The organism is Chlorobium sp. (assembly GCF_036528655.1).
Lineage (GTDB): Bacteria > Bacteroidota > Chlorobiia > Chlorobiales > Chlorobiaceae > Chlorobium.
In genome coordinates, this window is record NZ_JAIGND010000006.1 from 312,742 (window position 1) to 333,423 (window position 20,682).

Here is a 20,682-nt window from a genome sequence, read left to right on the forward strand (position 1 = left end):
GCCGACATTAGATCGCATCATATCAAAGATACAGCAGCAGGGTACCAGAGAAAGAACTGCCGGAATAGAGTTCGCGAAGATCACGTTCAAAAGTAGCCCACTTACGATTGATAACCCTGCGACCAAATCGTTTGAGGTATGTCGCGACTGAAATAAACTGGTTATTGCCGATCCCGTCGGCCAGAATGAATCGACCGTGACATTCACCTGCTCGACACCAGACAAGATTCTCCGGTTTCAACTCTCTGATGATAATGTTCTGTTTCAACAGGTATCGCTTAAGATCCATAAGTGCCGACGCCATGATAACAGCAATCCGGGAGTTGCTCTCGTCCGACAGGAGATAATGATGCAAAGTTCGTGAAACGTTGCCATCGAAGTCGCGAGGCATATCGAAAACTGCTCCAGGCCCCTGGTCTGTCAGTACCGTTTCATGGTACCTTGCGACCATCTCCCAGGATATCCCTCGCCGGATGAACTTTCGATAATGTTTCACCTCCTCGGAAGTAATGTTCAGGGCAGGGTTCTTCTGTATCTTTATACATTTACAGCGGTCGGACGGATGCTGATAACAAAAACGGGAAGATCCTTTCCCGATGAGCCCGGCTTTGTCAAGTGAGATAAAACCCATTGTAAAACAGACAAGTAAATCAATGTTTAATGGTAAGAAATAGTAAAATTAATTTTCAAAACCGCAACAATTCCTGAGCAGTTGAAGCATACTGACCGAAAATCAGTATTTTTCGCACGATGTCATTTTTTATCATGACGAAGCGCTCGTTCACAGAATGAATATCCTTTTCCTGAATTCCGCCAGGCGCGGCTGGGGCGGCAACGAAAAATGGACCCTGCTTGCCGCTGAAACGATTGCCGGAAAGCACAACACCTTTCTTGCGTATCGCGACACGCGAATCGCAAGAAGATTCGGCATCAGAACGTTTCGGCTGCCCTTTATAGCCGAAATCGATCCCGTTACCATCGTCAGGCTTATAGGCATCATCAGGAAAGAGCATATCGATATACTGATACCAACAAAGCGGAAGGATTATGTTATTGCCGGCATTGTCAGCCGGATATGCGGTACCGTTAACATCCTGCGGCTCGGCATCAACCGGCCTCTCAAGGACACCTTCTGGCATAAACTTGTCTATCGAACCCTGGCCGACGGCATCATCGTTAATTCACGCAAAATCAGGGAGACACTTGCTGTCACAAAATGGATTGAACCGGAAAAGATACGGGTAATCTACAATGGTCTTGATTGCCGCCAACTCGACATTCGTTCCAACGAACCCTTTCCAAAACCCGCATCATTCATTATCGCAGCAGCAGGCTCCCTGACCGCCCGAAAAGGTTTCGATATGCTAATCCGCTCATTCGCGGCATTCCTCAGGAACTCTCCTGACGCGGATGCAGCGCTTATCATTGCCGGTGACGGCCAGCAACTCATAGAACTGAAACAACTTGTCAAAACGCTCAACATAGATGACAAGGTCGTGCTGACCGGATTTCTTGACAATCCCTACCCACTCTACAAGACATGTGATATATTTGTGTCTACATCGAGTTCCGAAGGCATTTCAAACGCATTGCTCGAAGCCATGTACCTCGGCTCAGTACCGGTAAGTACGCCATCAGGAGGAATTGAGGAAATCATATTGGATGGCGAAAACGGCTTTCTGGTGCCTTTCGCCGACGAAAAAAAACTTGCAGCAGTCATCGGCAAACTGTACCATAACCCGCAACACCGGAACGCTGTCGGTTCGGCTGCCCATATAACAGTCACACAGCTTTTTTCGATACCCCGTATGGATAAGGAACTGCTCGAATTCTTAACTGAAATGACCCTGAACAGGCAACGCTCATGAACGTTCTTTTCGTCAACTCCATAGGCCGCAACAAGTTCGGCGGCGGCGAAAAATGGATGGTCAATGCCGCCAGGGGGCTGGGAGCAAGAAACCATAACGTCGTTATCGCAAGCAAAAAGAACTCCCGAACTATCGAGTACGCCAGATCAAAAGGCGTCAGTACGAAAGTCTTCGAAATCCGGGGAGACCTGAGCCCGCTGACCACACTGAGAATCGCACACTACCTCAAACAGCACAACATCGATATTCTGATCTGCAACCTCAACAAGGATGTTCGCGTCGCCGGCCTTGCCGCACGATTGGCAAAAACCCCTATTGTTCTTGCCCGCCATGGCATGCTGCTCTGCAGTCGCAAATGGAAACATAAAGTAACGATCACCAACCTTACCGACGGCATCATCACCAACAGCAGAACCATCAGGGACACCTACTCGCAGTACGGCTGGTTCCCCGCCGATTTCGTCAAGGTGATATACAACGGGCTTGATATTCCCGAAAAGGTCGAACCGTATAATTTTGCCGCCCGTTTCTCCAGAAAAAAAATCATTTACAGCGCAGGACGCCTCTCCGGGCAGAAAGGGTTCAATTATCTGATCGAAGCGGCTGCCATCCTCAGAAAAGAACGCAGCGACCTGCTCTTTGCCATCTCAGGAGACGGCAAGCTTGAGGATGATCTCACTAACCAGATCCGTCGGTTGAAACTCGAAGATACAGTCGCATTGCTGGGCTTCAGCGACGATATTAACCCCATGCTCAAAGGTTGCGACCTGTTCGTCCTGGCATCGCTTTTCGAAGGCATGCCTAACGTTGTCATGGAGGCGATGGCCATGGGAAAACCTGTCGTCGCCACGGATGTCAACGGCGCCCGGGAGCTTATGGGAACAAACGAATCCGGTACGGAGTGCAATACAGGCATCATCATCCCTCCAAGGGATCCACAGGCCATTGCAGATGCGATCAGATCCATCATCGATAGCCCTTCAGCACTCTATACCCTCGGCCAAGCCGGCTATGAGCGGGTTAAGAACACGTTCACTACCGAGGCTATGGTAAGCAACCTCGAACGCTATCTCTTGCAGACACTGTCTGAAAAAACAGCTCCCATATCAGGACTTCGCTCGTATTGATCGATCGGAAAATGACCAGAACATGAGAGAAATCATCACGACTCAGCATTGACCAGGAAACAATGATGCATATTTTATGTATCGTCTCGAGTCTGGTAAGCCGGGAGCATATGCATAATTTCTGGCTCTGTCGTTGAAAGATGGTAACGCCGAGACAGTTTTTTCAGTACCTTGCTATCGGCAAAGACATGCTGGGGAAGGTCTCGCTTGTGTTTATTGTTTGCTCCCAGATATTCACTCCTTTTTCGTATACCAATGCCGCAAATGACATATTCGGCATCAGCGCCATAATCAGCGATAGCGAATAACAGAGCCAGAATACCAGTTGATGGCCTGAATGCAGAGCCGCAATCCTTTCGTTTGTTCAGTAACCTTTTCAGAAATGTACTTGTCAATGAACCTGCATACCTGAATTTTTTTGCAAGCGGCAAGTAAAAAAAATCATGTGTCAAGATCGGGTCATAACAGCCGCTGAGCTTGCCGACAAGCATTCGTCGATCTTCAACTGAAATCGCCGTCAACTGTGGATTGAACCCTGCATCAGCAAGCACATCCCTGAGCAACCCGAAACTGCCCGTTCTTGTCAGAATAACCCGTTCAGGCTTGGATGCAATAATCATTTCGAACTGTCTCGTAAAAAAATCCCTTCCCGAAGCGCCCTCCTTACGTTCTTTCGGGTGAATCACGTCAGGATTGAGCACACTGACCACGATCGGGAATCGACAAACTGTTTCTGCATAATAACCAATGGCAGCATTGGCGCAGTAAATTGCATCACCGTAAGGAATTACAGCGCCAGGCTTTGAGCCGAGCACAACGACCAGCTTTTTCTTCCCACTCATTATCTAACTTATTACCCCCATATTATATATGGCAGGCTCGGTTTATCCGGCCACGCAGGTAGTGACCGTTAAAAATCTTAGCGTTATGACCGTTTCAGGATTTTCATCGATTAGCAGTATAGCCAATTGCAACGGCAGAATCGAACAGTATGTATCACAAAATATACGCATCCGATGAAATTGATTACTTATCTCATCAGGAGTATTATGCTTTGAGATTGTACTATTGCTTTTCAGCCGGAACGAGATATGAATCTCAACACAAACTACAGGATGAAGCTGATATACGCCAATAGGCACGACACGCATGCTGTGATGTTTCATCACTTTCATAATAAACATCACCCCCGTATCCCAGGGATCAATCTCCGGCAAAGAGTTTGGCCTGATGATCGACTGACTTTCGGAACGATACCGGATGCTGAATGCTGATGAATACATCGACAAGCTTGGCCGTAATTCGCTGAAACCATACGACATTTGCCTCATCTTCGACGACGCATTGCTGTGCCATCGCAGCCCATAATCACCGGCGTGTAAATTGGCGCAAAATGCTTGCCAACTCAGGTTCCGTTGTCGTGATGCGGTATTTTGTCGAGAGCATCCTCAGAATTTTGCGATCCGCAAATACATGATGCGGAATGGATGTATCGGAAGACCGTATTGCCGAAGATAGTTTGGTATGAATATACTCGCTCCGATTATTCAGTCCGATGCCTGCGACGACATACTCACAGTCAGCTCCGTTTTCTGCGATGGCGTACAATAAAGAGATTACACCTGTCGATGGCCTGAAGATAGCATTGGAGGTCTTGCTCTGATCGAATATCCTTTTCAGAATGATACTTGTGGCGGAACCGGCATACCTGACTTTCAGTTTTGGCGAAAGACGGATAAAATCGGCAGATAAAATCGGATCGTCACATCCGGAAACCTTAGCAACAAGCTTTCGGCGCTCCTGGTCGCTTATAAGGGTTATCGGAGCATCGTATCCGAAATGTCGTAAATCATTGATCATATTATCTGCGTCACTGCTCTTCAGAATAACAAGTCGAGCCCGACTTGTTTTTAACATCATTTTCCACTGTCTACGGTATAGGGAACTCTTGCTGAAGCTGTTTTGTGGCACCTGATCTTCGATGGCCTTGGGCGTGATGAGATTTACTATCTGTTTGAAACGGGATACCTGGCCGGCATAATACACTATTGAGACATTAGCACAATAGATCGCGTCTCCATCAGGAATAAAAGCATTCGGCTTTGATCCGATAACTATAATTTTTTTCATACTTTGACTTTATTTTCCGATGTTGAAGCACAAGGTTTTTGAGGGAAAAATTACTTTTTTTTCAGAAATTTCAGCAATGCATCAACAAATCAATTTCAGTACCTCCCATGACCCTGACATAAGGCCTTCATATATCGACCGTGAAGACGTCTTTCGCACAGTGCAGATTCGCTTTCGAAAAGCCATTAAAGCATACAAAAGAAAAAATGATGTACATTGCGTCCTCAAGATCTCTGTTGACTAACATACATTCTATGCAGAACAAACACGAAAGTCCATATCAATAGCCGTTCTCAAAAACAAATAGCTCGGAAATGAAACCCCGAAAGAAAAAAAAACGTCAGTTTCGTCAGGCTTTCGCCCGTTTTCTGCAGTTGCTGCTTCCAAGCAGAAATGGCGCAACAACATTCAATGGCAAGCTTAACTCTGTAGCAATCCTTGCCCAAGAAAAACTAGGTGACTGTGTTTTACTCACACCACTGATCCGAAACCTGCGCCGAGCATACCCCGACCTTGAAATTCACATCATCGCCTTCAGCCGGGAATCGGCAACGTTTTTTATGAATGACCCGGATGTCACAGCCATACATCTGGCAAAAAAAAAGCCGACAGATTTCATCAGGAACGTACTTTCCCGAAAGTTCGACCTGCTGTTTAACACGAAGGATCACCCATCAGCACATTTTCTGCTTCAGTCCGTACTCATTCCGGCAAATTTCAGGGTCGGCCATAGAAATCCTTTCCATGAACATCTCTATGACCGGTTGATCGATTTGGACTATCACACCCACATGTCACTGAAAAATTGCGCGCTCCTTGACGTGCTGGGTATACATTACGGTCTGGAAGAATGTCGTCCGTCCCTCTCACCTCAACCGCTATCTGATGCACTGCATCATTTCCTCAGCCAACTCAGTGATAAAAAGGTTACAGGTATCAACATAAGCGCAGGCGAACCTAACCGAACATGGCCGGAAAAAAACTGGACACAACTCCTGGAACGTTTTCCGAACCGTATGTTTGTAGTCCTCTCTGGTCCAACTGAAACAGAACTGAAAATAAACATTGAACGGAAGTGCCGCAATACGCTTGCATCACCTCCGACGGCAAACCTCTTCGAGGTTCTTCGTATTGTTGAAAAGCTTGATCTGCTCATTACTCCGGACACCTCTCTCATTCATATTGCATCCGCGACAAAAACCCCCATCGTCGGACTCTACCGCCAAGCGCCACATGATATTACACGTTTCGGACCTTACCGCATTCAGAATGAACTCACCATATCGAACACTGGCGATGTCTCTGGAATTCAAATCAGCACCGTAGTAAGTGCCATTAAAAAAATGGTTTAGCTTTTTTTGGAAAACAACCTTAAAATCGGCTTAATTTAGGCCAAGCTGCCAATGACGAAACATACGATCTGTTATGGAAGCTGAACTAATGATAGCGTTTTTGATTACGTTTTTCGCATTGCTGATAGCTGAAGGATGGCTTGTTCATGAGAAAATGAAGCTCCTACGGAGGATAATCTGCGAAAGGGATGTGAAATCTGGTCTATCGGCATTTATGAAGGCCCTGATCCAATCACGCTCGTTCCCGCTTCAGGCATAACCAATCCGATCCTGACAGCTCATGACGTGACCGAAGCAAAAACGCGCTTTGTCGCAGACCCGTTTATGACGATTCATGAAGGCAGATACCATCTCTTTTTTGAACTCCTCAACATCAATATGACAAGTCGGATAAATAGGACACGCCATAAGTGAGGATCTCAAATCATGGAAATACACCTGCGTTGTCCTGGAAATGGGGAGGGCTCATATTCTAAGCGTAATGTCATGGCGAAAATGGATTAACTTCGAACACTTTTTATATTTTTTTCTGCAGAAAGAATGATGAGCGTTTAATGTTCGATGTTTTCCGGACAACCTGTTCGAACTCGCCGGATGATAGATCTTTTAATTATTTGTGGCGCTCAAGAAGAGCCATATTCGTCAAAAAGACCGAGAGGATTGATATCTTTAATGACAGTACAGGCAAAATGATGACAATTGACATAAAATACTGCTTGCCAGTCTTTTATCAATACCATATGATTTTTTTTAATACTTTATAGTGTTTAAGACTTTTTCGAGATTGCCGTTTTTATCACACTTTTATAATAGGCCATGATTTATACATTTAGTTTATTCAAGGAATTATTTCGATACGCAAACTGGATTATCTTTTCCGCAAGAGAGAATATGACTTCCTTCCAAAAAGAAAAAAAACGTTTTTTTGATAAACTTGGCTATCAACTTGATATTGACAATCCAAAAAGCCTGAATCAGAAAATTGTCTGGAAAAAACTATTTGACAGAAACCCACTATTAACAATTACATCTGACAAATATAGAGTCAGAGAATATGTGCGATTAATCCTTGGTGATAAAACTGCAAACGAAATCCTTGTTCCGTTATTATATGTTGGTAATGATCCCACAAAGATTCCTTTTCAGAGACTTCCTGAAGAATATGTCATAAAAACAAATCATGCATCAAAAACTAACATCCTGATTGACAGAAAGCATCCGGCTGAAATAAAATTATTAACAAAACAACTGCATCATTGGCTTACAAAACCTTATGGCCTTTTTGCATATGAATGGGCTTATCAAAAAATCAAACGATTGGTCATTATAGAAAAGTTCCTTCGGGATTCTTTCGGCAAACCCCCGAAAGACTATAAATTTCTGATGATACACGGCAAATGCGAACTTATCCAGGTTTACACCAATCGAGAGGATGAACTATCTTGCAGTTTTTACGATACTGACTGGAATCACCAAGATATTCAATGGAAAAACACTTATGGACCAGTCATAGAAAAACCGGAAATGCTTCAGATAATGATCGATATATCTGAAAAGCTATCGGCTCCATTTGACTTTGTAAGAGTTGATCTTTATACTCTTGATGGCAGAATATTTTTCGGTGAGTTAACACATTATCCTGCATCAGGCAGACTTGAATTATCACCTATAAGTGTCGACTTTTTTCTTGGCTCAAAATGGATAAACAAAAAAAATTACTGGAAAGATAACAACAACTCCTCTATAAACATTTACAAAAGATATACAAACAATCTTATCTACAATAAATAATGATCAGGAGCACGTTGCTTCCCATATTTTTTTCATCCTCTTCAAACCCGATTAAATCAATGCTTAAAAAGCTCAATGCCTGGCTTATATCGGGCACAGAAAAAGAATGTGGGGCAAATATATGCATATTATATATTGGAGAAGAATCAACAAAGAAATATATCACAGAACTCATTTTCAGAAGAATTCATAAAGAAATATTCTACCAAAATAAAACAAAAACAGAACTATTTACTTTATATTTTATAAACAAAGAAAATATTGATATTCTATTCATTGAGGCCATCGGGGATCTATTTAAAAAAAGTCACCATAAAAAGTATTTCTCTACTCCAATATGGATTAAAAGCAAGACAGATCTCCCACTTGATGAGTCAACAAAATCAATAAAAAGCGACATAAGAAAAATCCATAAATATCGACTCGGCTATAGAATAACCACAGACATCGAAGAAATTATAAATTTTTACCATGAAATGCTTATACCTTATATGCAATCTCGTCATAATGAAAAAGCCATCACATTAGATTTTAAAACAATACAGAATAAAATCGATAAAAAGGAGTGCTCGTTATTACTTATAGAGATGGGAAACGAAAGCATTTCAGGTGTTCTGATTATACAGGAAGACAACAAAACTCCTATATTATGGCGAAATGGATTAAAAAATGGCAATACAGCATACTGGAATACAGGAGCAATTTTTGCCACTTATTATTTCTCGTCCAAGTATCTTCACAAACTTGGACATAAAGATTTGAATTTAGGAAACACACGAAGTTTTCTCAATGACGGAGTTCTTAATTTCAAGAAAAAGTGGCCTCTCACCATAAAAAGCTCCAACAAAAGCCATCTCCTTATCATTCCATTCAAAATCACAGAAAGCACTATATCTTTTCTTATAAAGAATCCCTTTATTATTCATATAAACAAAAATAAGCTTGCATGCGCTATTTTTCACGCACAAATTATGGAAAAAAATTTTTCATCGCTTGGAGACATTAGTGAAAATCGGTATTTTTTAATTAAAAACAGCAAAATAACATTGAAGCAAATTCAAGTTCATGACAGATAATAAAAAGGCAGACCTTTTCTGGTCGGGAGGTTGGGATTCAACATACAGATTATGCGAGCTAATAAGATCTGGCTATACTGTTCAAACCTTCTATATTTTGGATTATACCAGAAAATCGATTCGTTACGAACTTAAAGCAATGGATAAAATTAAAACCGCATTATCAGAAAAATATCCAGCGCATCACAAGCATATATTACCGACAAAATATATCGACAAATCCGATATAATTATCGACACAGAGACAAGTACCAGATTTAGAAATATCTCTTCAGTACATCATATAGGCAGACAATTTGAGTGGCTGGCATCATATGCAATAACAAATAATCTATCCCAAATAGAAATTGCAGTTGAAAAAAATAACTTCAGACAACGAGATCCTTTTTTCTTCTATCTTGGACAACACCTGACAACAATATCCGGCAATACTGTTTTATCTGTAGAATGTCCAGATCATGACCTTCATTTATTCAATAACTTCAGCTTTCCTGTATTCAATATCACAAAAATTGAAATGCTTGCCGATGCAAAAAAACACAGTTACGAAAACATTATGGGGTTGACCTGGTTCTGTCATAACCCTATTTATGACAAACCATGCGGCATGTGCAGCCCTTGCGTTGATGCAATAGAAGAAGGTTTTGCTTATCGTGTACCGAAATTGGGATTGATTCGCTATCACATTAAAAAACATCACAAACTCATAAAATCGAGAGTGAATATAAATAAATAGATATTTGAAAATTATAAGACCGTGATCGCTAATTATTATGCAAACGACTCAAACCTCATAATTCCAAGCCCCTCAATGATTGGTTTGAAAAACACAGAGACAAGATCGAAGATTTCAGTTTGCCTGCCTTTTACCTGAATTGAGTTCCAATGAATATCTGAACAACGGGTTCTTCCCAGAATTTAATGACGATTAAAATCTCGCATTCCCTGGAAGCAATTTTGTGTTGCACGCACATAATATACGATTCAGAAAAAGACCATTTTGCATTTGAGGCATCTGCAGTAAACACCGAAAAAGGATGAATAACTATTTAATCACCCAGGTATCCGGTATGAGAAGGACTGAGTCCTTTAATAACCGCAGTAATAAACATATTTGATGATTTCCAAGTAATTGATCCGTATATAGAACAAAATCTGTACTTTTAGCACTATATCATTTTGTCCCGACGAAACACTCGTTCACAAAATGAATATCCTTTTCCTTAATTCCGCCAATCGAGGCTGGGGCGAAACGAACAATCGATTGTTATTACAGCTGATATTCTCTGAAACAGGCATCGGGTAGTACTCTCCTATCGCAATGAAGATATCGGAAACCATTTTTCGTATAAAAAATATCGTCTGCCATTCCTCTTCGAGGGCGACCTCTATACGATCGCATACTTGGTGGCCATATTCAGAAAACATCATTTCGACGTCATCATTCCTTCTAAACGCAAGGATTAAGCCATCGTGGGCGTAGTCAGCCGTATTTGCGGAATCATCAATATCGTCTGGATCGGGGCACGACGCGAGCTGAAAAACAACTGTTTAAACACGCTCGTTTACCGATCACTGGCAGACGGTATGATCGTCAACGCTTGGCAAATCAGGGAAATAGTGACCTCTGACGGGCTCATTTCCGAACGGAATATCAAGGTACTTTACCGTGGAATCAATTCAACAATGCTTGACAGGTACCGCATATCACCCCCACAGAAATGCGGAACAATGATGGTGATTACGACGATAGGACGTTTTGATAGAAACAAAAGCCATGATCTGCTGCTGCGCGGATTTGCGCGCTTCCTCATCCTGAGGCCCGGCATAGAAGAACGGCTGCAGATCCTTGGAGAAGGAAACGAGAGAACCAGGCTCGAACAGCTTATCGGTAAACTGGGCATCGGTGAGCAAGTCCAGCTTCGAGGATTTATCTCCGATCCATATCCCGTCTGGCAAAAAGCGATGTATTCGCCATAACCTCAGAAAGTGAGGGACTCTCAATCGCCCTTCTTGAAGCAATGTACCTTGGAAACGCGCCTGTCAGCTTCTTTGCCGGAGGAGGCGTCACCGAAATCATAACCGACGGCCATAACGGCCTCCTCTTCGAGTACGGTGACGACGAAGCCCTTGCAAATCACTTCATAAAACTCTACATTGATCCGGAATGGCGGCAAATGATTGTGTAAAAGCGGCCTAAAGCAGTGTATCGGAAAAATATTCAGCAACCCGGATAGAACAGTAATTCGTGACATTCTGCAAAGAAATCAAAGCAACCAGGCACAAATAAACATTATCTTATCAACTCCATCAGGAGGAACAAATTTGATGGAGAGTGGTCCTATTGATGGCAAATTCCAGCAGGCTAATTTCAAAGGAAAACGTAGCGTACCATACTGTATGGTTATAACGGTTTCCGCATCATCGATTACGTCAGTCACAGGGCATCAATAGAGAAATCATCGAAATCCGGGCCACCTGTTCGATCCTGCCGGATCACACATCCCTCAGTTGGGAATTTTGGGAAACAACCTTAAAATCAGCTACATTGAAAACTGAAAGGAACCTCTGAAATGTGTTTAGAGCTATCAATGATTCAAACTCCACCACACTGGTGAGCGAGTATTGAAATGCGGAAAAGCACAGAAACAGGATTGTACACCACATCCGAGCTTCCAACAATGAAGCAATCTGGGAGCGCAATAACTCTCAGGAAAAGTCCCCTGAAATCAATACTGACGAAACATGCCATCGGCCAATGGCTCCTGAAGTGATCCTCACACTCTTTGCTCTGTTGCTTGCTCTCGGGTGGCTTGTCAATTACAGATTGAAACGGCTACATCTGAAAACAAAGCGCAGGGAAAACCAAATCTGGTCTATCGGCATCTATGAAGGCCCTGATCCAATCACGCTCGCTCCCGCTTCAGGCATAACCAATCCGATCCTGACAGCTCATGACGTGACCGATCCAAAAGCTCGCTTTGTCGCAGATCCGTTCATGACGATTCATGAAGGCAGATACCATCTCTTTTTTGAACTCCTCAACAGCAAAAGACAAGTCGGAGAAATAGGACATGCCATAAGTGAGGATCTCAAAACATGGAAATACACCGGCGTTGTCCTGAAAGAAAAATTCCACCTCTCCTATCCATATGTATTCAAGCATGAAGGGACAACCTACATGCTGCCGGAATGCGCCAAATCGAATGCCATACGCCTTTACAAAGCCCTCGTATTTCCGGAGCGGTGGGAACTTGCAGCTGTACTTCTGAAAGGAAACAAAAAACAGGTTCCGCTTCTCGACCCCTCAGTCGTATTCCATAATGGTTACTGGTATCTTTTCAGTTACAAAAGAAAAGCCAACAATCTTCACCTCTTTGTTGCTGAAAACATTACAGGCCCCTGGAAAGAGCATCCAAAAAGCCCGATAGTACAAGGCAGCGATCATTTTGCCAGGCCTGGAGGACGAATTGTAAAAGCTGACGAAGTACTCTACCGTTACACACAGGACGGAGTCCCGCGATACGGCAGCAAAGCGTGGGGATTCAGGATCACTGAGCTCACTCCTGCAAGCTATCGCGAGGAACCTGCCTCCGAAACCCCGGTAGTGCAGGCAGGAAACGACTCATGGAATAACCTGGGAATGCACACGGTAGACCCCCACAGAATGCCGGATGGAAGGTGGATTGCCTTCGTTGACGGGCTTGAACATCGCACAGTCACAAAGGAAAATGATACGACGCCTATCGTTAACCCATGAAGAAAAAGAACATGCAAACAATTAATGCCTTACCTGATCTCCGGCTTGCAATTATCGGGCTCGGCTACGTCGGCCTGCCTCTGGCCGTCGAGTTTGCAAAACACTATCCTGTCGTCGGCTTCGACATCAAGCAGCACAGGATCGAAGAACTACGAAATGGATACGACTCCACGCTTGAAACAGAAGAAGCCTCCCTTCGCGATTGTACCCTGACGACAAACCCGTTCACAACCCGTAACAAGGGATTGTATGTCACCGCCGATCTGCAGGACCTAACGGAAGCAACGATCTATATTGTCACCGTCCCCACCCCGACAGACAGACACAACCGACCAGATCTCACGCCGCTTGTAAGCGCAAGTCAAAGCGTTGGTAACGTACTGAAACGCGGAGACATTGTCATCTACGAATCGACCGTCTATCCCGGAGCAACGGAGGAGGACTGCGTTCCTGTTCTGGAACGGATTTCGGGTCTGAAAATGAACAAAGACTTTTCAGTAGGCTATTCTCCCGAACGCATCAATCCGGGCGACAAGCTTCATACGGTGACAAAAATCAAAAAGATCACTTCCGGCTCCAACCCTCATGCGGCAGAAACGATCGACACGCTTTACCGTTCTGTCATAGAGGCAGGAACGCACCTCGCACCGTCGATCAAGGTCGCCGAAGCTGCCAAGGTCATCGAAAATTCTCAGCGTGACATCAACATCGCTTTCGTCAACGAGCTGGCAATGATCTTCAACCGCATGGGCATCGACACCCTCGACGTGCTTGAAGCAGCAGGCACCAAATGGAACTTTCTTCCTTTCAGACCAGGGCTGGTAGGCGGCCATTGCATCGGCGTCGACCCATATTATCTGGCACAGAAGGCTCAGGAATATGGATACCACCCCGAAATCATTCTGGCTGGACGTCGACTGAACGACAACATGGGCAGATATGTCGCTTCTGAGGTGGTAAAACTGATGATCGCCAAAGATCTCAGGGTCAAAGGATCGAAAATACTCATGCTCGGCATCACTTTCAAGGAAAACTGTCCGGACATCCGCAACACCAGAGCAGTCGATATCATCAGCGAGCTGCGCCATTACAACGCTGATGTGCATATTTTCGATCCCTGGGCCAATCCGGCAGAATTACGGGATGAATATGGCCTTGACTGCATCGAGTCTCCCGTCGATACAGGTTACGATGCGATTATCCTTGCGGTAGCACACAAGGTTTTCCTCGAACTGAATATCCGTTCACTCTGCTCGACCAACAAATCCGTGGTGTATGACGTCAAAGGAGTGCTCAGAACTTCTGATATAGACGGCAGATTATAAACTCCAACTTGTCAGTTTTCTGAATAAATATATCTCTTCGCAACAAGACCACAACCTCATTTCATGATCAGGATACTATGTCTGCACATTGCCGAAAATCAGGCCAGTTACCGTTACCGCGTCGAGCAGTTCCTTCCCTACTGGAAGAAGTACGGCATCGATATGCAGCCACTTCGCATCACCAGCAAAAGCTATCCTGAAAAACTCTCGATTGCGCTGCGAAGCGGCAAATACGATTATGTCTGGTTGCAGCGCAAACCACTCGCGCCTATCTTCATCTCGATCATCGCCAGAAATACCCGGCTAATCTACGACTATGACGACGCGCTTTACGCCATTGAAAGCTATCTGAAGAGAAAACCAAAACCGACCCAGCCTGGCTCAAAGCAGATAATCCGGCGACTGAACACCACGTTGAAAAAATCGTCGATCATCTTTGCCGGTAGCCCCATTCTGGCGAACTATGCCCGCAGTTTCAATCCTGTCAATACATTCATTATCCCGACATCATACTCCAAGCTTCCCGAACAATCGCCGACTGCAAAAAATGGACAAACGCTCACCATCGGCTGGATCGGAAACAGCGGAAACCTCTATTTCCTCTCAATGATCGACCATGCTGCATCGGCGATACAGCAGCGCTACCCCTCGGTCCGTTTTTCGGTCATGAGCGGAAAAGCGCCGGAAGGGCTTAAAACGAAATGGGAGTTCGTCAAATGGTCGAAAGAGGGTGAAAACGCATGGCTCGACGCTATCGATGTCGGCATCATGCCGCTGGAGGACGACGAGTGGAGCCGTGGCAAATGCGCCTTCAAACTGCTTCAGTACATGGCCCACGGAAAACCAGTAGTAGCATCTGCGGTAGGAGCGAATCTATATGCCGTGCTCAACGGAAAAAGCGGATTTCTGGCAAGTACCGAAGCTGAATGGGAAACAGCATTCGAATCGCTCGTTTCCAGCCAGCAACTCCGACTCGACATGGGAGAAACGAGCCTTAAGCACTTCCTCACAGCCTATGAACGTCAGCAGGTGCAGGAACAGATGGCAACCATCCTGCACAAGCATTACAAGCAAATCGTTCAAATTCCCGGAAACAGATAATAATCAGACCTGCTTGCTTCATATTGGCAAAAAAACCACCTTGACTTTGCAATAAGCCGGTTGCTTACCACCAAAGCACCTCGCTGGTAAAAATAATTTTTATTCGGTTGCATTATATTTAGTCATGAGGCCAACATCACCAGAGCGAGCGCACTTTACAACGCATCTGAAAAAGTGTTTCAGCAAGCCACCGGTTATGCTATGAAAAATCCTACGGAGTCGGTTGTCGCCCTTCGCCGTTCAGCTATTAAAAAAGCTACATGACATCCGGTTTGCAAATAAACTGGTGGAACAATTGGCATCACCTCGGCTTAAAGAATCTCCTAACGTACCAATATTTCAAGATCAGCTGGCATTAACCCCACATAACATACCACTAAAGGAATGCCGTTAAAAATTATTAAAACATGGGTTCCATCATCGGATGAATGGGATGATGCCTGGTGTAACTGTCCGTTTTCAACCTATTTCCACAGCAGAGAATGGGCAGAGATATGGGCGGATTACAGTAAAGGGAAGATTAGCCCCGACCCATTGGCAATAGAGCTTTCTGATGGAACAGAGATTATTTTGCCGTTCAGCAAACAGAAAATAAAAAAATATATTTATGCCTGGCTGGTGAAGAAACATATTTCATCGCCAGCAGGAACATTTGGCGGATGGCTATCGAACGCCTCACTTGATCAACGTAAACAGGCATTGTTGATAAATTTTATTGCAAAGCGTTATCCTGATTTGACGTGGCGTTTTAATCCTTATGAAAAGGTTTTGTTCCCTATCGAAAATTTTTGTCTAACAGAGGATGAAACACATACTCTGGATTTATCTGTCGGTTTTGAAGATATCTATAATCGCTGGACGAAGGGACATGCATCAGCTGCACGCAAAGCACGCAGGGCCGGGATTGAGATCAGTGTTGCCAAAACTATTGATGACTGGAAAAGCTATTTCCGAACGTATGAAGATTCTTTGAGCCGTTGGGGAGAAAAAGCCTCATCAATTTACTCATGGTATCTTTTTGAAACAATTTTTCTGCGCAACTCATCACATATAAAACTTTGGCTTGCACGGCATGATGAATTTGTAATAGCAGGTGCGCTATGTTTTTATTCGTCCACACATGTTGTTTATTGGCATGGAGCTGCTGTATCAGATTATTTTTACATGCGCCCGGTAAATCTTTTAATGCATGATATTATTAAAGATGCATGTAATAATAATTATCTCTGGTTTGACTTCAACCCAAGCGGAGAACATGATGGCGTTAAATCGTTTAAAAATAGTTTTGGTTGTGAGTTGAGATCTTGTAGCATTTATGTCAGCGAATCCCGGCTTGTAAAAGCAACGAACAATGCTTCAAAACTAATTAAGGCAGTAAAATATCAATTGACTTCATAAAGGACATTTCATTTACCTATAGTCGTCTTGATTACAGCTGCGAAAGCACACTTAAATTATAAAATGCATCATCAATACTAATATCTCTTTTTCAAACGATACAATCTTTTTGTTACTGATTTTTTAATCTTATGAAAAGGCTTGATTACTCGCCAACACAGAGAATCTTTAAACCTTTTTACCTCTGCTTCAAGCTCTTCTTTTTGTTTAATCAGCTCTTCTTTCGTTATATGATAACGATCATATCGAAACCTTATATCTTTGCTATACCTGTATGGAACAGGAGATAATAGTCCAGCTTTATAGTTATGCTTCCAGAGAACAAAGGTCAAACTGAGCTGATCTCTCCTTGAATACGTTTCAATCCAAAACCACCAGTCATCCATAATCTTAATAACCAATGGTTGAGAGTGCCTTCTGAGAGTTATGCCCGTTTCAAACAAACCCTTTTTTCGCGGATACCCATCTTTCCTTATCAGATACTCCTGCTTATTTATAAGTGCAATATCATCCTTATTCCTTTCCCTACAAACCTCAAATTCTTCATAAATACATTTCCTGTCTGGGTGTATGGCACAAGATATCAAATAATTTTTTTTTAGTGCCATTTCAATATCAGAAAATATCTTACTATTTAGAATATCAACATTTCCATCAACCCAAAGACTTACTTCATACTCAGGAAACAATATGTGAGGATGAATCTTGTGCCATCGCTGATTTCTGACATTATCCAGCTTATCAAAAAACAACGGTCTAATAATCCATTGAGAGTTTTTTTTATTTTTAATACCCATGTTATCAGAAAAACAGACATAATCCCAGTCAGAACTGATAAAAGTATGATTTAACAACTCATCATAATCACCGGTAATACAGGTGTAAATAATTTTATTTTTACTCATCCCCATAGCGAAATCGTTTCGGTGTAGCTCTAATCATTTCTTCAATAAATCAAAAAGAGTAAAAAATACCGATATATTTGCAAACAATATTTCTACTATAAAAGCTCCTGGTAAATAGCCTTCAATCTTGATGCTTGCAATACAACATTATGCCGAGACTCTACATGCTCTCTCAACTTAAACACAATATTCCCAACATCACCATGATGCTCTACAAGAAACTTTATACAATTAAAAAGTGCCTCCGCATCTCTTTCCGGAGCAAGCAAACAATGATGAAATTCAGCAGGTATAATGTCTGGTATATCACAATGATACGAACTGATTACCGGCATACCGGTGGCCATCATCTCTATAATACTTACAGGAGCACCACCTTCCGTATCACCATCACTTGCCGTAATACTTGACTGTATAAATACATGATGATTATAACTTTCTTTTATCATTGCGTCATGCGACAAATATCCAAGCAGTTTTGTTTTTTTAAAAAGACTATTTACTTGTAATACCTGCATAATTTTTTTCTTCTCCACATCAGAATCCGGCGCATCGCCAATAATAGTCAATTCTACATTATAGTGCTGACTTGCCATTCCCACTGCACTAATAGCATAGGGGATGCCTTTCTTTTCCCTGAATGAAGCAGCAATAAGAATTCTGATTGGCTTATCAATATCAAATTTTCTTGGAATAAATGGAAACTCACTCAGATTGATCCCTATTCTTTGAATAACAACTTTTTCAGCAGGACAGCCGAGTTTTATGAGCGAGGCTGCCATGAATGGACCTTCACACAAAACAATATCAGTTTTCTTAAAAAGCTGACTGTATCTATCGACCCACTTGGGATTAGAAGAAGGCAAACAGTTGACATCACGCCCGTAAAACGTCACAACATGTTTTGCCTTTACCTTATGCGGAACACCCATGTCTTTCCACCCCTCATTACCAAAATGAGAGTGAATGATATCCGCTTTTAAAGCTCGACCTGTTTTAACATAAAAATGAAGATGTTTCCTGAAGCCAATTTTCCTGATTTTTTGATCGATTCTTCTCAGCAATGCATTTTGATTATCAAAGCTGTAAAGATTCTTAATCGAAAAATATTCGATATTTTCTCTAAGCTCGCACACGACTGATACATTTGGCATCTGCATTTGAGACTGACTGATCAGATTAAACAGCCAGGTATGCGTCAAAGGAAGCCATATCCGAGATATATGAAGAATTTTTGGATCCATAAAATCCATTATTTAAATCTTTTTTTCAGCGTACAAATAACATCCTCAACATCACCATCCGAAAGTTTTGGAGATATTGGCAAGCTAATTGTACTATCTCCTATTAATTTGGCATTTGGATAATCAAAAGGATTCCATTTCATTATTTTTTGGTAATACGGATGATCCGGAATACTTATATAATGAACGCCAACACCAATTTCATTGCGAGTCAAAAAATTTATCAGTTCATCCCGTCCAACACCAGAAATCTTTTCATTTACCAAAATAGTATAAAGATGAAACGCATGCTTTTCGTGTTCCTGAATCGGAGATGGCAATTCGATTGGCAAACCAGCAAGTTCATCTGTGTATCTTTTCCAAAGAATTCTCCGCCGCTCCCAATATTCGTCAATTTTTTTGATTTGATGAATACCTATTGCGGCTTGCAAATCCATCATATTATATTTGTACCCACATTCCACGACCTTATAATGCTTATAACCATCATCACCATATCGTCCCCAGGCGTCCGCACTCATACCATGCAACGAAAGAGTTTTAATCCTCTGCAAATCCTTATAAGATTTTGTAACAACCATACCCCCCTCACCAGTTGTGATATTTTTTGTAGCATAAAAACTGAAACAGGAAAAGTCACCAAAAGTCCCCGTTTTCTTATTTTTATATTCAGCTTCAATTGCATGCGCGCAGTCTTCTATAACAATAAGATTATTTTTTTTCGCAATCGAGCAAATGGCATCCATATTACATGGACGTCCTGCAAAATGAACAGGAAGTATTGCCTTTGTTCTTTTTGTGATTTTATTCTCAATCTTATCCGGATCAATATTAAACGAATATCTATCAACATCAGCAAGAACAGGTGTTGCTCCTGTATGTAATATAGCATTTATGGTCGCACAAAATGTGAGGGGTGTTGTGATAACTTCATCCCCGGGACCGACACCACTGACAAGTAAACTTAAATGCAATGCTGCAGTACAGGAATTTACCGCCGCTGTATTTTCCACATTTTTATAATCCGCAAAAGCTTTTTCAAACTCATTTACACGAGGGCCTGTACCAATCCAGCTACTTTTTAAACAAGCTATTACATCGTTAATCTCATCTTCTTCAATCAACGGAGAGCCGAAAACGAGAAAATTATCTTTTGTACGAGCCATTTTGCAAAGCAATTCCTTTTAAATTGAATTAAATTACTCACTCTCTTTACAGAGCAATAACAACCACATCTGTAGTGATTTTTTTAATTAATTATATAAAATCCGCCTACCGTTGTATCAATAGCAAACATGACTGAATCCCCGTCAGCTCACTTTTGACACCCCTTTCCCCTAAAATGAAGATTCAACTTATATAATTAAAATGATCTATCAAGCAACAAGCTTCTCTTTCTTATAATTTAAAAGTATGCTATATACACTGGTTTCTTAAAGAAAACTTCTCTGGGAAGCTCGCTCTGCACTGCCATCCTTCTTCCACCGGTTGTGCAGCCAGAACCACTCTTCGGGCCGGCGTCGAATTTCATCTTCGATCATTCTGGTATAGCGTGCGGCAAGGAGAGCGGTATCCGCTTTGCTGAAGGAGAGATCAGAGGTATCA

At 42.5% G+C, this 20,682-nt stretch carries 19 protein-coding genes and 1 pseudogene; 12 read left to right on the forward strand and 8 right to left on the reverse strand.

Annotated elements, in window-relative coordinates:
- Window positions 1–22: 22 nt before the first annotated feature.
- Entirely contained in the window at window positions 23–631 is a 609-nt protein-coding gene (locus tag K4305_RS03545) for a YrbL family protein (RefSeq protein ID WP_331560959.1), read from the reverse strand.
- Window positions 632–788: 157 nt separating this feature from the next.
- On the opposite strand from K4305_RS03545, the gene K4305_RS03550 reads away from it, so the two are divergent.
- Entirely contained in the window at window positions 789–1,868 is a 1,080-nt protein-coding gene (locus K4305_RS03550; RefSeq protein WP_331560960.1) for a glycosyltransferase, read from the forward strand.
- Complete coding sequence (locus K4305_RS03555) at window positions 1,865–2,995, forward strand: glycosyltransferase (protein ID WP_331560961.1); 1,131 nt, start codon at window positions 1,865–1,867, stop codon at window positions 2,993–2,995. Before K4305_RS03550 ends, K4305_RS03555 begins: the two co-directional genes overlap by 4 nt.
- Before the next feature lie 74 nt (window positions 2,996–3,069).
- Here the strand turns inward: K4305_RS03555 and K4305_RS03560 are convergent, their stop codons facing one another.
- From K4305_RS03560 to K4305_RS03570, 3 genes are all read right to left on the reverse strand, one after another.
- Window positions 3,070–3,837 (reverse strand): hypothetical protein, encoded by a 768-nt coding sequence (locus tag K4305_RS03560; protein WP_331560962.1) that lies wholly within the window; start codon window positions 3,835–3,837, stop codon window positions 3,070–3,072.
- Between the two features lie 361 nt (window positions 3,838–4,198).
- Complete coding sequence (locus tag K4305_RS03565; RefSeq protein ID WP_331560963.1) at window positions 4,199–4,351, reverse strand: hypothetical protein; 153 nt, start codon at window positions 4,349–4,351, stop codon at window positions 4,199–4,201.
- Window positions 4,352–4,363: 12 nt separating this feature from the next.
- A complete protein-coding gene (locus K4305_RS03570) occupies window positions 4,364–5,125 on the reverse strand; it encodes a hypothetical protein (RefSeq protein WP_331560964.1) in 762 nt (253 codons plus the stop codon).
- 314 nt (window positions 5,126–5,439) lie between these two features.
- Here K4305_RS03570 and K4305_RS03575 point away from each other — a divergent pair, with 314 nt between their 5' ends.
- The 10 genes and pseudogenes from K4305_RS03575 to K4305_RS03615 all read left to right on the forward strand — a co-directional run bounded on the left by K4305_RS03575 (window position 5,440) and on the right by K4305_RS03615 (window position 16,928).
- Window positions 5,440–6,477 (forward strand): glycosyltransferase family 9 protein, encoded by a 1,038-nt coding sequence (locus K4305_RS03575; protein ID WP_331560965.1) that lies wholly within the window; start codon window positions 5,440–5,442, stop codon window positions 6,475–6,477.
- A gap of 204 nt (window positions 6,478–6,681) precedes the next feature.
- Window positions 6,682–6,891 (forward strand): hypothetical protein, encoded by a 210-nt coding sequence (locus K4305_RS12275; RefSeq protein WP_442880420.1) that lies wholly within the window; start codon window positions 6,682–6,684, stop codon window positions 6,889–6,891.
- 402 nt (window positions 6,892–7,293) lie between these two features.
- Window positions 7,294–8,268 (forward strand): ATP-grasp fold amidoligase family protein, encoded by a 975-nt coding sequence (locus K4305_RS03580; protein WP_331560967.1) that lies wholly within the window; start codon window positions 7,294–7,296, stop codon window positions 8,266–8,268.
- Window positions 8,269–8,327: 59 nt separating this feature from the next.
- Window positions 8,328–9,344: a hypothetical protein gene (locus K4305_RS03585; RefSeq protein ID WP_331560968.1), complete on the forward strand. Its 1,017-nt coding sequence runs from the start codon at window positions 8,328–8,330 to the stop codon at window positions 9,342–9,344.
- Entirely contained in the window at window positions 9,334–10,080 is a 747-nt protein-coding gene (locus tag K4305_RS03590) for a 7-cyano-7-deazaguanine synthase (protein ID WP_331560969.1), read from the forward strand. The genes K4305_RS03585 and K4305_RS03590 overlap by 11 nt, the downstream gene beginning before the upstream one ends.
- 998 nt (window positions 10,081–11,078) lie before the next feature.
- Window positions 11,079–11,464 (forward strand): annotated as a pseudogene (locus tag K4305_RS03595) (glycosyltransferase); the annotation flags it as partial.
- Window positions 11,465–12,102: 638 nt separating this feature from the next.
- On the forward strand, window positions 12,103–13,104 hold the full coding sequence (locus tag K4305_RS03600) for a glucosamine inositolphosphorylceramide transferase family protein (RefSeq protein ID WP_331560970.1): 1,002 nt from the start codon (window positions 12,103–12,105) through the stop codon (window positions 13,102–13,104).
- An 11-nt stretch (window positions 13,105–13,115) separates the two neighbouring features.
- Complete coding sequence (locus K4305_RS03605; protein ID WP_331560971.1) at window positions 13,116–14,429, forward strand: nucleotide sugar dehydrogenase; 1,314 nt, start codon at window positions 13,116–13,118, stop codon at window positions 14,427–14,429.
- A gap of 63 nt (window positions 14,430–14,492) precedes the next feature.
- A complete protein-coding gene (locus K4305_RS03610) occupies window positions 14,493–15,530 on the forward strand; it encodes a glycosyltransferase (protein ID WP_331560972.1) in 1,038 nt (345 codons plus the stop codon).
- Between the two features lie 384 nt (window positions 15,531–15,914).
- A complete protein-coding gene (locus tag K4305_RS03615) occupies window positions 15,915–16,928 on the forward strand; it encodes a GNAT family N-acetyltransferase (RefSeq protein ID WP_331560973.1) in 1,014 nt (337 codons plus the stop codon).
- A gap of 77 nt (window positions 16,929–17,005) precedes the next feature.
- Here the strand turns inward: K4305_RS03615 and K4305_RS03620 are convergent, their stop codons facing one another.
- The 4 genes from K4305_RS03620 to K4305_RS03635 form a co-directional block, all read right to left on the reverse strand.
- Window positions 17,006–17,833, reverse strand: coding sequence for a glycosyltransferase domain-containing protein (locus K4305_RS03620; RefSeq protein WP_331560974.1), 828 nt, complete (start codon window positions 17,831–17,833; stop codon window positions 17,006–17,008).
- A gap of 95 nt (window positions 17,834–17,928) precedes the next feature.
- Entirely contained in the window at window positions 17,929–19,086 is a 1,158-nt protein-coding gene (locus K4305_RS03625) for a glycosyltransferase (protein WP_331560976.1), read from the reverse strand.
- Window positions 19,086–20,243, reverse strand: coding sequence for a DegT/DnrJ/EryC1/StrS family aminotransferase (locus K4305_RS03630; protein WP_331560977.1), 1,158 nt, complete (start codon window positions 20,241–20,243; stop codon window positions 19,086–19,088). The genes K4305_RS03625 and K4305_RS03630 overlap by 1 nt, the downstream gene beginning before the upstream one ends.
- A gap of 267 nt (window positions 20,244–20,510) precedes the next feature.
- Window positions 20,511–20,682, reverse strand: a 172-nt coding sequence (locus tag K4305_RS03635; RefSeq protein WP_442880421.1) for an LpxL/LpxP family acyltransferase, incomplete at its 5' end; no start/stop codon positions are given.

Excerpts from the sequence above, each read along its gene's own strand:
- K4305_RS03600 (WP_331560970.1), top strand. The coding sequence starts at position 12,103 with ATGGCTCCTGAAGTGATCCTCACACTCTTTGCTCTGTTGCTTGCTCTC.
- K4305_RS03545 (WP_331560959.1), bottom strand. The coding sequence starts at position 631 with ATGGGTTTTATCTCACTTGACAAAGCCGGGCTCATCGGGAAAGGATCT.
- K4305_RS03625 (WP_331560976.1), bottom strand. The coding sequence starts at position 19,086 with ATGGATTTTATGGATCCAAAAATTCTTCATATATCTCGGATATGGCTT.
- K4305_RS03605 (WP_331560971.1), top strand. The coding sequence starts at position 13,116 with ATGCAAACAATTAATGCCTTACCTGATCTCCGGCTTGCAATTATCGGG.
- K4305_RS03550 (WP_331560960.1), top strand. The coding sequence starts at position 789 with ATGAATATCCTTTTCCTGAATTCCGCCAGGCGCGGCTGGGGCGGCAAC.
- K4305_RS03555 (WP_331560961.1), top strand. The coding sequence starts at position 1,865 with ATGAACGTTCTTTTCGTCAACTCCATAGGCCGCAACAAGTTCGGCGGC.
- K4305_RS03575 (WP_331560965.1), top strand. The coding sequence starts at position 5,440 with ATGAAACCCCGAAAGAAAAAAAAACGTCAGTTTCGTCAGGCTTTCGCC.
- K4305_RS03580 (WP_331560967.1), top strand. The coding sequence starts at position 7,294 with ATGATTTATACATTTAGTTTATTCAAGGAATTATTTCGATACGCAAAC.
- K4305_RS03615 (WP_331560973.1), top strand. The coding sequence starts at position 15,915 with ATGCCGTTAAAAATTATTAAAACATGGGTTCCATCATCGGATGAATGG.
- K4305_RS03620 (WP_331560974.1), bottom strand. The coding sequence starts at position 17,833 with ATGAGTAAAAATAAAATTATTTACACCTGTATTACCGGTGATTATGAT.
- K4305_RS03630 (WP_331560977.1), bottom strand. The coding sequence starts at position 20,243 with ATGGCTCGTACAAAAGATAATTTTCTCGTTTTCGGCTCTCCGTTGATT.
- K4305_RS03560 (WP_331560962.1), bottom strand. The coding sequence starts at position 3,837 with ATGAGTGGGAAGAAAAAGCTGGTCGTTGTGCTCGGCTCAAAGCCTGGC.
- K4305_RS03570 (WP_331560964.1), bottom strand. The coding sequence starts at position 5,125 with ATGAAAAAAATTATAGTTATCGGATCAAAGCCGAATGCTTTTATTCCT.
- K4305_RS03590 (WP_331560969.1), top strand. The coding sequence starts at position 9,334 with ATGACAGATAATAAAAAGGCAGACCTTTTCTGGTCGGGAGGTTGGGAT.
- K4305_RS03565 (WP_331560963.1), bottom strand. The coding sequence starts at position 4,351 with ATGGCACAGCAATGCGTCGTCGAAGATGAGGCAAATGTCGTATGGTTT.
- K4305_RS03610 (WP_331560972.1), top strand. The coding sequence starts at position 14,493 with ATGATCAGGATACTATGTCTGCACATTGCCGAAAATCAGGCCAGTTAC.
- K4305_RS03585 (WP_331560968.1), top strand. The coding sequence starts at position 8,328 with ATGCTTAAAAAGCTCAATGCCTGGCTTATATCGGGCACAGAAAAAGAA.